Below are 12,162 nucleotides of genomic sequence, written 5' to 3'. Positions count from 1 at the left end.
TATTGTAACATAACTTTCACAAAAATTCATCGCTATAGCATTAAAAATTAATATCATCGAGTAAAAATTTCTCAAAGACATTATTCCCCAACTCAAAACCTTTGTCTGTCATATGAATTCTTTGTCTATCGTCATATAATAATTTTTGATTGATAAGTTCTGTGATTTGTTCACCGTATAATTTTTCAAATGAACACTTGAATTTATTTTCAAATTTCTCAACCAAAACTCCCGATTTTTTCCGAAGACCTAAGAACATTTCTTCTTCTATTTGAGATTTTTTACTTAAAACTTCTTCGTTTACCCTTTTTTCAGTTGGAGCAGCTGTAAGGTAATGATGAACTGGGCCAAGATTTTTATAACGAATCCCTGCTAAATATCCTGACGCTCCAGCACCAATTCCATAATATTCCTCATTATCCCAATAAGTTATATTATGTTTGCTCTCAAATCCTGGTAAGCCAAAATTTGAAACTTCATAGTGATTATAACCATTTTTAGCTAAAATATCCATGATATATTCATACATGTCCGCATTTTTATCTTCACTTGGCAGGCGTAAAAGACCACGACGTTGTCGATTCATAAAAACTGTATGGTCCTCTAAAATAAGACTATATAAAGCCACATGTGGTAGTTTTAATTCTAAAAATTTTTCAACATCTGACTTAACCATCTCCATCGTTTGCCCGGGTAAAGCATAGATTAAATCAATCGTAATATTTTCAAATCCAGCTTTTTTCAGTCTTTCAACTGAATCATAGACTTGAACTTCTGTATGTGTCCGCCCGATTTTTTTGAGCAAAACATCATTAAAAGTTTGGACACCTAATGAAATTCGATTGACTGCTGAATCAGCCAAAACTTTAATGACCTCATCTGATAAATCCCCTGGATTTGCTTCAACAGTAAATTCTTCCAAAACTTCTAAATCTAACTGTTCAGCAATTGCTGTCAGTAAACGTTCAAGTTGTTGGGCTGACAAAACACTTGGCGTTCCACCACCAATATAGATTGTTCTTAATTTTTCTATCTCAAAACTTTGAAATTCTTCTATGAGCGATTCAATATAAGCATCAATCGGCTGTCCTGTCATCAGTACTTTAGCAAAATCACAATAATAACAAATATGAGAACAAAAAGGAATGTGAAAATAAGCCGAATTAGGTTTTTGCAACATTTATAAATCCCTTCAAAAATTTTTCCTATTTAATGAAAGATAGTGAGAGGATTAACCCTAAAATTAATCTTACCAATAAAAATCACAAATACTTGACCTATTATAACACACCTATGGATAGCAATTGACTTTACAAAACGGAAAATATAGATAAAAAAGAGGGTAGCTTTAACTACATTCTTGTCTTCTTTTTCCCATTCCCAAGACCGTGAAAAATCTCCTCCTTTAAACAAAGAGGCAAGGCCACTTAATTGTTTGAGCCTTAGTAATTCTTCTTTATCCATTCCTATATTTGTCATAATCCACCGATCGCTTAAACCTGCTTCAACCAATTGTTGAACAATTTCTGTCATTAATTCTACTGAATGAGTCCCTCTGGCACGATTATGGCGAATAGTACTGGCTATTCTATCTTCTAAAGGACGATCAATCACAGAAACAGGTAAACAGTTTCCTTCTCTTTGCGCAATCGTTTCAGAATTTTTCATTACAAGATAGCGGTGAAAACCATCTACAATCTCATAAGTATCATTTTCTTTGTCATAATAACAGACAATTGGCATGGTATAACCATCTTCTAATATCGACCGTTCTAAAAGTTTAAATTCAGTTGGCGCAGTTTTGTTAGGATTATACGAATTTGCTCTAATCTTTTCAATTGAAACCCTTCTCACCTGATAAGCTGGACTTACAAAAAGCTCTCCCATTTTTTCATTGCCTCCTTCTTCTTTTGCAATTCATCTTTCGTTTGACCAAATCCCATATATTGACAGGAAGTATCATTTTTTAAAATGGTGATACACATTCTTTTATAAGAGGGAACTAATCTGAAATTCTTAATTGGTACATCATCAGGATATTTTTTGAAACGAACTAATTCATATTCCTGTTTGTAATTTCGATTATTTTTTGGAGTACCTAAATTTTCAAATTGCAAATTTGTTTCTTCTAGTTCACTGACAACTTTCTGAGGCAAAGCTCCCCCGTTTTTTGTCCAATAAGTCATAGAACTCTGGAATTTTTTTAAATAAACTTCTCGAATATCCTCTGGTAAAGTTTTAAGTAGAAAATTAACGTAACTCTCCCAAGTATGTCCTTTAGGCAGGCTAACCCCTCGATAACCAAGAGCAATTGTTCCACCATAAAGAGCTGCAAAGTTGGCACCATTAACACGACCAATCAATTTTCCCCAAGTTTCAGGCTCCAATGCTTGATATAATTTCAAAGATGAGACGCCACATTGATGAAAAGGATTGGCAACTCTCATACTTTTAAAGGGTACTCCTGCTTGAAAATATAAATCATATAAATGATTATAATCAAAACCAAATTTAGCATTTGCTACCCAGACATCCTCAAACAACCAATCATACATCGGATAAAAATTGAAAACATTATGAAAAATTCGATGACTGTAATTTGTAGTTCCAAATCTTGAAAAAGTTTCATCACGTGTCACAGCATTAAAGCGATTTAAACTTTCTTGAGCTCTAATTCCGACAAGAACTGCTGTTCTTTCTGCTTTCTTTTCTTGATGAAGCCACTGACAGAATTTGCTTTGAAAATCATAATCAGACATTCCTATTTCAAAAAAAGGAAAATTGTGATTTTCAAGATGAATTGCTCCTTCTGGAACTGAATTCAACCAGAGTTCGGGATGTTCAGGGTCCCAAGGAAGCCAAGTCGATTGTGACATCGATATTCCACAAGAAGCAGAGACAGGCATACAAATATGATAATAATCAAAATCAGGATATTTCCCCATTGACCGTTCTATATAGTCTTTGGTTTCTTGATAATTCCCCTCATAGTCAAGATAATAAACAGAAACTGCTATTTCACTGTCAGCAAGTTTATTTTCTTCATAATAACGATGAACAAGTTCTAGCATCAATCCAGAATCTTTCCCGCCAGAAAAGGAGACAATTAAGTGGTCGAAATAATTACAAATATAATCTAGTCGTTTATTGAAAGCTTCGTAAACATTTTCCTTTTGATATTTCCTCACATTCGTTACCTTTCGCATAACTTTTTTAACATTTCACTCATTGAACTTAAAACTTTTAAATCCTATTAAAGTTTAGGTCTTCCAATTGAAACCATATTTATTATTTTAAAATACAAAAATTAAATATAAAATACGTTTATATTTTTATATTTTATTATAAATTACTTTATTTTGCAATTTTACATTAGCATCGCACCTTATCTTAAGGCTTAAATTAGAAAAAAGTACTTGAACAAGTACTTTTTTCTATTTCAAGTATTTTCTTCTTCCTTCAATAAGGAATAACATTGTTAAACTAAGCAAGATGAGATAAATTGGAAAAGCAACTTCTGCGAAATTCCAATGATGAATCTCTGTAAAACTTGTTGATGCAGAAAAAAGACTACCTAAAAACAAGAAACCATTTTCTGTTTCGGGATACTTCCAACCTTTTAACATGGTAGGTAATGCGGCTAAAGCATCTGATAATATCGCAAGAGATATTGCAACATTAGGATTTTTAGTCAAATACCAAGCTACTAAGGCCAAAATAGAAACAAGGCCACAAATATAATCAAATCTTTCAATTCTCCAATAAGCTGCTTTGTTAAATGATGAAACAATAAAAACTAAAATTGGCCCAAAGCCAGCCATAAATACGGGTAAACTTGCCCAAGAAACACCAGTTGATAAGGATGCTGCTGTACTAATCAATGGAGCAATTCCCCAAATTAACCAAGTAATTCTATTCGGTTTAACTCGACCACGCAGACTAGCGATAAGATAAGTAGTTGTAAAAGATATTGAAATAAGTGCGCCTAAAATAACGATGAGATGCATTAAATTCTCCTAAAATAATTTTGTTTTCATTATAACAAAATCTTAAGATTATAATTCATCTGGGAAACGATAGACTTGTATACTTAAATCATCATACGTTTGTATGTAAAGTCTGCGACTGTTCACTTCCACAGCACTGCGATAAACAGTGTAAGTCCCTGAGCGGCCTTCAGACTTTGGAACTGTGACACCATTTAAAATATGCCATGCCTCAACAATATTTTGCTGTTCATCTTTAGGATACACCGCTCTTTCTTTGTAAATAGCTGCTCGAATAAATCGAGCTGTTGGTGTGAATCCTCCAGGAAAAACTGGTTTCCCATTGAAACTTCCTGTCGAAATTTGGTTAGGATTATCATTTTTTACTGACAGATTTCCTGATGATGAATGATTGTCCTCATTTTTACTGACAGAAGTATTTTCACTTTCTGTCAGTAAATTGATATCCATATAAGTCCTTAATTTCTCAACTTCTTTCTCAAATTTAGGAGCATTTGTAACCACACCAATTGGATTATCTGAAATGACCAATCGTCCACCATGCGGTTCAATATTAATCATTTGGCCGCTTGGATCTGTCGCAGAAAAATGTAAATCATTACGCCCAAATTTATAGATTGCATTTTCATCAGTCATCAACTGTACATTATCAATATTCTGACGAACTTCTTCAATTGAACGGCAATTCCCCAACAACCAAAGCAAAAACTCAAAAGCCGCAAGTTGAACTTTTCCCTTCTCGGCTTCTTTAGCGTAGTCTGACTGATTTGAAAAAGTTAGTTTTTGCGCCGCCAAGCCATATTCATTTACACCATCTGAAATATCAGCATGTAATCTCATTTCGCTATTTCCGACGCCAAGGATAGCATATGGATTAATCATTTTTTGATTGTTATAAACGCTTGTCCATTCATAATTTCTTGGTAGAACAAGGGCAGTAGCATTAAAAGTATGCCAATCCATTGTTCTAGCAAAGACTAATCCACCATCACTTGACTTTAGTTGAAAACTGGTACACATTTTTCTCCCCTTAATTAATTTGTCATCTCCTTATTTTATCAAAAGTTTTACTGATAGAGATACTAGCAGATCTGTAAACTTCAATCCTATGACAGAAACTAAAAAATGTACAAAAAAAGTACTGACAGAAACTGCTAGCATATCCGTAAGCAAGTGAACTCGCAACGGTTATCCTATGACGCAATTGTCAGTACTTTCATTCAACCCATAATTATAAAATTATTTGTACATTTCAAGCAATGCAAGGAAGCTATCAGCTTCAAGTGAAGCTCCACCAACGAGGGCACCATCGATGTTTTCTTTAGCCATCAATCCTTCGATTGTTTCAGGTTTAACTGAACCACCGTATTGGATACGTACAGCTTCTGAAACTTCTTTTCCGTAAAGTTTTTCAACTGTTGAACGGACAACACCACAAGTTTCGTCAGCGATTTCGTTTGTTGCAGTTTTACCAGTTCCGATTGCCCAGATTGGTTCATAAGCAATAACCAAGTTTGAAACTTGTTCAGCACTCAAGCCAGCAAGACCAGCTTCGATTTGACCTGAAACCCATTCAGCTGTTTTTCCAGCTTCAAAAGTTTCCAAAGTTTCACCACAACAAAGGATTGGAGTTGCTCCAGCAGCGAAGATTGCTTTTGCTTTTTTGTTGATGTCTTCGTCAGTTTCGTGGAAATATTCACGACGTTCGCTGTGACCGATAATGATGTATTCAACACCTAAATCAACGATAGCAGCTGGACTATTTTCACCAGTGAAGGCTCCAGCATTTTCAAAGTAGCTATTTTCAGCAGCAAGTTTCAATTCTGAACCTTGACGAAGGTAAGCCATAGGAGCGAGGAAAAGTGCAGGTGCACCGATAACTGATTCAACTTTATCAGATGAAGGCAAGTTATTTTTTACAGCTTCAACAAAAGCTTGCGCTTCTGACAAAGTTTTGTTCATTTTCCAGTTACCAGCGATAATTGGTTTACGTGACATTCTAATTCTCCTTATAGGGCGTTTAAGCCTCTTAAATTTTGGACTTCAGTCCATCTTTTACATGGTCTATTTTATCACATTGTGAAAAAAATTGCAGAAATCAACTCATCATTAATAAATTTCAATCCTGTCACTTTTTTTCCAATAATTTTATAGCATCACGTGTTTTTTCCAACTTGTCATAACTTTCTGTAAAATGCTCTGAAACATACATATAAAAAAGAATGTCAACAACATAAAGTTGCGCCATCAAACTCATTGTTGCAGCAGTCCTCATTTGATAATCTTCACCAGAAACAGAATGAAGAATACAATCAGCCATTTGTCCTAAGCTTGAATTTTCCCGAGAAGTAATTGCAATAATGGGGATTTTCATATTTTTCACCACGCTTGCAAGTTCCAGAACTTCTTTTGTTTCCCCCTTCATTGAAATTCCAATGAAGATTGTTTTTTTATTAGAAACAGAAAGAGAGGAAACAAATAAATGGGCATCTTGAATAAAGATAACTTGCTTGCCAATTCGACTAAACTTTTGAAAAATATCCTGAGCAACCATTGAAGATGCTCCAATTCCAAAAACAAAGATATTCTCAGCATCATCAATTGAAGACACAGCTTCCATAATTTCATCATCCAATAGAGCAGAGTTTGTCGTTTCTACCATGTGATTTACCCGGACTTTGAGTTTATTCTTGATTGAAGTAGGCGTTTCTGAATCATTTACTTCCTTGTAGTATTCTTCATCGTCTACATGAGCAGCATATGAGGCACTCAATTTTTGTTTAAACTGGGAGAATCCATCATAACCTAACTTTCTGGAAAATCTTACTAAAGCTGCAGAGGAGCTACCAATTTCTCCAGCCACTTCTTGCGCACTTTTTTCTAGCATTTTCTCTCCGACTTCAAAAATATAGTCAGCTATTTTTTTCTCAACTGTCGTAAAGCTAGAATAATTTTGCCTAATGATAAGTAAAGTATCCATTTAACCTCTCCGTTCTTCTTTAATTATAACAAAGAGGTTGGTATAAACCAACCTCTAACTTTTATGCTTTTACTGTTATAATCTCTTGACCTTTACTTATTTTTCCATCATGGCTGATAACAATTTCTCGATAAGTATCTGAATTTGTGATAACCACAGGTGTAATTATAGATAAACCTGCTGCTTTTATTTTTGAAAGATCTGCTCTTACCAGTAAATCTCCTTTTTTGACACGGTCATTTTGCTTAACGAAACTTTCAAAAGCTTCACCATTTAAGCCAACAGTATCCATTCCAATATGAATAAGAATTTCAACACCGTCATCACTAGTCAAACCAATCGCGTGCTTAGTTGGGAAAACTGTAGTAACAAGTCCATTGACGGGCGAAACGACATCTCCATTATCTGGTTCAATGGCTACTCCTTTACCCAACATTCCGCTTGAGAAAACTTCATCCTCAATTGTAGAAAGTTCTTTCACATTCCCCTCAAGTGGTGATGCGATTGTTGAACTAGAAAATTCTGGAGTTGTCACAACACGTAAAGTAGGTTGAATAGTTTCCATTTGGACTGATTTTCCGTAATTATCTGCTTTTTCTTTTGCATCTTTAGGAATACCGAAAAGATAAGTAGCAATAAAACCACCAATATAAGCACCCAATAGTCCAAGAAGATAAACCCACCATTTGCCATTAGCAATAAGTGGAAGGAGAGCAAGTCCTGAAGGACCAATAGCAATAGCTCCAGCTTGACCTAATGAACCAATGATTGCACCACCGATCCCACCACCAATACAGGCAGTGATGAATGGACGACCAAGTGGTAGGGTAATCCCATAAATTAAAGGTTCTCCAATTCCTAAAATCCCTACTGGAAGAGCACCTTTAACAAGTTCGACAAATTCTTTATCTTTTCTCAAACGAAGCCAAAGCGCAATCGCAGCACCAACTTGACCAGCTCCAGCCATTGCAAGGATTGGTAATAATTGTGTTGAACCCGTTTTAGCAATCATTTCTAAATGAATAGGGGTTAAAATTTGATGTAAACCAAACATAACCATTGGTAGGAAAAGTACACCCAAAACAAAGCCAGAGAAACCACCACCAACTTGAAGAATAAAGTTAATTGCCCCGACTAAACTTGAAGAAATAACTCCCGCTACCGGCATAATGGCAAAAATCTCCGCAAAACCAATGACCAATAAACCAATGGTTGGTGTCACAATAATATCAATTGAGTCAGGAATAAATTTACGTAGTTGTTTTTCTAAAATCGATAGTAACCAAACAGCGAAAATTACGCCAATAATCCCGCCTTGTCCTGCCGAAAGTGCACTTCCATTAAAGATATTTTTTAATGGTGCTTCTGGGTTCATTCCTGTGAGCAAGGAAACCGCACCAATAACACCACCAAGCGAAGGTGTCGCTCCAAATTCTTGAGCTGAATTAATTCCGACATAGATGGCTAAGTAAGAAAAAATTCCAGATTGAATAATTTTTAAGACGGTAATAAACTGGGTCCACGTTGCGGCATCTAAGGTACCAGCAGTGACTAAGTTACCTAAAACAGAGGCCAGCCCACCAATCAAACCGGCACCAACAAAAGCAGGAATCAATGGAACGAATATTTTAGAAATCGTATTAAGAACCGCTTTAAATTTTGAAGGCTTATTATACTTTTCTTTAGCTTCCGATTTTGTTTTTGCCATTAAATCATCAATTGATTTACCTTCAGCACTTGGGAAAGTTTCTCCTAACCTTACCCCAACTGTCTCAACCATTGCTTGAGCAACTTTATTTACAGTTCCAGGTCCGATGACAACTTGTAGTGTTTCATCTTCAACGACACCCATCACTCCATCAATTGCCTTTAAACCAGCTAAGTTAACTTTTGAATCATCAATAATGGTCATCCGAACACGAGTCATGCAATGAATCAATTTTTTTACATTTTGTGTTCCACCAACATTTTCATAAATCTCTCGTGCAATACGAGCTATTTTTTCTTCTGCCATTTTTGCTCCTTCTCCCACCTTAAAAGGTAAATTCTTAATTCAGAGTATTTTTCACAAAACCATTTGCTCTAACAAGCTTGGTTTTTCCTTCTTCTGCTGCACAATTAGTTAATAACATGACAATTGCAAGTTTAACATCTTGATTGGCTTCAATGAATTTTTCTTCGGCTTCTTCATAACTACAATCTGTCGCTTGCATAATGATGCGTTTACTACGCTCAACTAATTTTTCATTTGTTGGTTTAACATCGACCATCAAGTTATTATAAACTTTACCAATCCCAATCATTGAAATTGTTGAAATCATATTCAAAATTAATTTTTGAGCTGTTCCCGATTTTAATCTTGTTGAGCCTGTTAAAAATTCTGGTCCACAATCAACTTCAATTGGAAATTCAGCATGTTTTGAAATTTCAGCATTAAGATTACAAGAAAGACTTGCCGTTTTAGCACCAATTTCTTTAGCGTAATCTAAAGCTCCAATTACATAAGGAGTCCGACCACTAGCAGCGATTCCTAAAACAAGATCGTTCTCATTCAAATTCAAATCAATCAAATCTTGTCTTCCAAGTTCAAGACTATCCTCAGCCCCTTCGACAGCAACCGTCATTGCTTTGTCACCACCAGCAATTAGACCAATTACTTGTGTAGCTGGTACGCCAAAGGTTGGAACACATTCAGCGGCATCAAGCACACCTAAACGACCACTTGTTCCAGCACCCATATAAATCAAACGCCCCCCTTTGTTAAAAGCTTCAATCGCTGATGAAATAACTGGTTCAATACTTGGAAGTGCATCTTCAACTGCAAAAGCAACTTTTTTATCTTCATTATTCATTTTAACAAGCGCTTCTGCGACAGTCATTTGGTCAAGGTTAAAAGTTTCGTTATTTCGTCGTTCTGTTGTTAGTGTTGATAAATCAATCATTATTTTTCTCTTTTTCTATTTTAAATTTTTGTCCTGGGCCAATAAAAGAAATAAGTTCTAAATCTTCTTTAATAATATTTCCCACAACATTTACTTTTTTATCTGCTGGCAAATTCCTTTTAGTAATTTGAATTTCGCCCATATAACGACCATATTCACAATTATCAATAGTAATCGAGCCTTTTTTTCTCTCAATTGTATTTTCTGGATTTATTTCAGAAATTTCATTGAAGCGGGCCTGAGCGCTGCGGACGACATCTCTAGCATCATCGTGTCTATTTTCATGCTCACCGAGGACTTTAGCAAAATCATTAGTTACTTGGGTTGCTTGCAATACAAGTTCCCTCTCTTGAAGATATTGGTTAATCTGCCAAGCTGTTCTTTCTTTTAAGCCTCCATCCCCAACATAAATATGATCTATATTTATAGACTCCATATCAAGTAAGGAAGAGAGTGGATATTGATAGCGGTGCGCTTCAAGGGTTGGTAATCCTTCATATAAAGGATGACGTAGAGAATCGTCTCCCGGAATAAAGGCCATAACTTTAAATGAATTTCTTTTCAAAAATTCATTTTTTCTAAGAAAGCTCTCCCGAGAAAGACCTGTTTCTGGTCTTGGGTAATAGTTGTGCCAGGCTTCAAGCTGGTTAAAGTTTGCCTTGTATTCTTTTAACTCGTCAATATCTTCTTGCCTAATCGTACTGGCATTTAGACTGACTGTCATTTTTTGACTGACTTTCGCAATTGTCTCATTGCTGATATGATAATCCATTCTGAGACCAGTTACTCCAAGTTCTTGAAGTTCTTCTACTCTATCAATAGAAAATCCAGCTTTTTCTAAAGCTTGACCTGAAATATCAACCATAAGTTTCAAATGATTCTTTTTAGCAGCCGTTCCTAAGTCTCTTAGTCTTTTTTTATATAGACTTGCTTCATCCTCGGGAATATGCATCGATGTGAAAATCCCTTTAAAACCATGATTAGTCATCTTGTCAATATATAAATAGTCCTTTTCATTTAAGTCCCTATTCATAAAAATTGAAAAACCGTACATTTTTTATCCTTCCGAAATATTATTTCCTGATAACGTATTCATTATAACCTAAAAGAATTATTGTTTCAAGTATTAATTTAATCTTTTTTTATTTTGAAATATTATTTCATTGTTTTGTATAATAAAAAGAATAAAGGAATTTATTCTTTTTATTATATTTACAAAGTACATTTTTCTTTAATTGAATCAAAATTCTCTTTAAGAAGAACCGTTGAAGCTTTAAATTTTTCTTGCTCTTCTTGAGATAATTCTAACTCTAGGACCGCTCGAACACCTGTTCTATCAATGATTGCAGGACTTCCTGTATATAAATCGGACTGGCCATACTCTCCTGTCAAATAGGCAGAAACTGGTAGAATCACGCTTTCATTTCTAAAAATTGCTCTTGTCAAACGAGCTAATGAAGCAGCGATTCCGTAAGAGGTATTTCCCTTTTGCATAAAGATATCCAAACCTACTTCACGAATTTCTTGGTCAATTTCATCGAAGGTTGGAAACTCTGGATTAGGATATTTTTTGAGCCACGTTGTTAATGGAATCGCACCGACTGTCGCATTTGACCAAGCGGCAAAACTTGATTTCCCATGCTCAGCTAAAACATATCCATGAATACTTTTAGGATTAATTTGGAGTTTTTCAGCAACGATTTGGCGCATCCGACTAGTTTCTAAAAGCGTTCCTGTTCCTATCACACGATGTTTAGGCAAGCCAGATACTTCTGCAACAACTTGGGCAAGGACATCAACTGGATTTGATGCGACCAAGAAAATACCATCAAAACCTGCATCCATTGTTTTACGAGTTATATCACGAATCATTTCGACATTATTTTCTAATAACTGTAGGCGATCTGGATTTTTTCCGAAAGTTGCTGACGGAGCATTGGCAGACAAAACAACAATATCTGCATCAGAAACATCTGAATAATCAGCAGCATAAATATTTTTAGGAGCTGCATTTAAATAAGGAAGCGCATGAAGCAAGTCCAAACTGTTGGCTGAAGCTTTACTTTTGTTGGTATTTATTATTGCAATTTCGTCTGCTAAATCATCAACCACTAAATTATGAGCATAAGTACTCCCTACGGCTCCAGCTCCAACAATTACAACTTTTTTGTTATTAATTTTCATCTCTTTTCATCATAAAAAAACAGCGAATGTCATTTTGACTCGCGTTGTT

The 12,162-nt window shown here is 35.2% G+C and carries 10 protein-coding genes and 1 pseudogene; all 11 read right to left on the bottom strand.

Annotated elements, in window-relative coordinates; all coding sequences use genetic code 11:
- Nucleotides 1-40: 40 nt before the first annotated feature.
- The 11 genes and pseudogenes from hemW to ACRYLU_RS05475 all read right to left on the bottom strand — a co-directional run bounded on the left by hemW (nucleotide 41) and on the right by ACRYLU_RS05475 (nucleotide 12,113).
- Nucleotides 41-1,180 carry a radical SAM family heme chaperone HemW gene (gene hemW, locus ACRYLU_RS05525; protein WP_098403301.1) on the bottom strand — a complete coding sequence of 380 codons (1,140 nt, stop codon included), beginning with the start codon at nucleotides 1,178-1,180 and terminating at the stop codon, nucleotides 41-43.
- A gap of 182 nt (nucleotides 1,181-1,362) precedes the next feature.
- Nucleotides 1,363-1,887, bottom strand: a pseudogene (locus tag ACRYLU_RS05520) (IbrB-like domain-containing protein); the annotation flags it as partial.
- The gene (locus tag ACRYLU_RS05515) at nucleotides 1,869-3,188 is read right to left on the bottom strand and encodes a DUF3440 domain-containing protein (RefSeq protein WP_445081346.1); all 1,320 of its coding nucleotides are present in this window, start codon (nucleotides 3,186-3,188) and stop codon (nucleotides 1,869-1,871) included. The gene ACRYLU_RS05515 and the pseudogene ACRYLU_RS05520, both read right to left, overlap by 19 nt.
- A gap of 246 nt (nucleotides 3,189-3,434) precedes the next feature.
- Nucleotides 3,435-4,007 (bottom strand): hypothetical protein, encoded by a 573-nt coding sequence (locus ACRYLU_RS05510; RefSeq protein ID WP_038601124.1) that lies wholly within the window; start codon nucleotides 4,005-4,007, stop codon nucleotides 3,435-3,437.
- Nucleotides 4,008-4,055: 48 nt separating this feature from the next.
- Nucleotides 4,056-5,027, bottom strand: a complete 972-nt coding sequence (locus tag ACRYLU_RS05505) for a choloylglycine hydrolase family protein (protein ID WP_445081345.1) — start codon at nucleotides 5,025-5,027, stop codon at nucleotides 4,056-4,058.
- 219 nt (nucleotides 5,028-5,246) lie between these two features.
- Nucleotides 5,247-6,005, bottom strand: coding sequence for a triose-phosphate isomerase (tpiA, locus tag ACRYLU_RS05500; protein WP_029343862.1), 759 nt, complete (start codon nucleotides 6,003-6,005; stop codon nucleotides 5,247-5,249).
- Nucleotides 6,006-6,135: 130 nt separating this feature from the next.
- A complete protein-coding gene (locus tag ACRYLU_RS05495) occupies nucleotides 6,136-6,987 on the bottom strand; it encodes a MurR/RpiR family transcriptional regulator (protein WP_195927940.1) in 852 nt (283 codons plus the stop codon).
- A gap of 61 nt (nucleotides 6,988-7,048) precedes the next feature.
- Nucleotides 7,049-9,001, bottom strand: coding sequence for a glucose PTS transporter subunit IIA (locus ACRYLU_RS05490; RefSeq protein ID WP_445081344.1), 1,953 nt, complete (start codon nucleotides 8,999-9,001; stop codon nucleotides 7,049-7,051).
- A 34-nt stretch (nucleotides 9,002-9,035) separates the two neighbouring features.
- Nucleotides 9,036-9,929, bottom strand: coding sequence for an N-acetylmuramic acid 6-phosphate etherase (gene murQ / locus ACRYLU_RS05485; protein ID WP_038601138.1), 894 nt, complete (start codon nucleotides 9,927-9,929; stop codon nucleotides 9,036-9,038).
- Entirely contained in the window at nucleotides 9,922-10,983 is a 1,062-nt protein-coding gene (locus ACRYLU_RS05480) for a DUF871 domain-containing protein (RefSeq protein ID WP_058205650.1), read from the bottom strand. The genes murQ and ACRYLU_RS05480 overlap by 8 nt, the downstream gene beginning before the upstream one ends.
- Before the next feature lie 158 nt (nucleotides 10,984-11,141).
- The gene (locus ACRYLU_RS05475; RefSeq protein ID WP_278216143.1) at nucleotides 11,142-12,113 is read right to left on the bottom strand and encodes an L-lactate dehydrogenase; all 972 of its coding nucleotides are present in this window, start codon (nucleotides 12,111-12,113) and stop codon (nucleotides 11,142-11,144) included.
- Nucleotides 12,114-12,162 lie beyond the last annotated feature (49 nt).

It is taken from the genome of Lactococcus sp. KTH0-1S (assembly GCF_052544945.1).
This window is presented reverse-complemented; position numbering and strand designations above follow the sequence as displayed.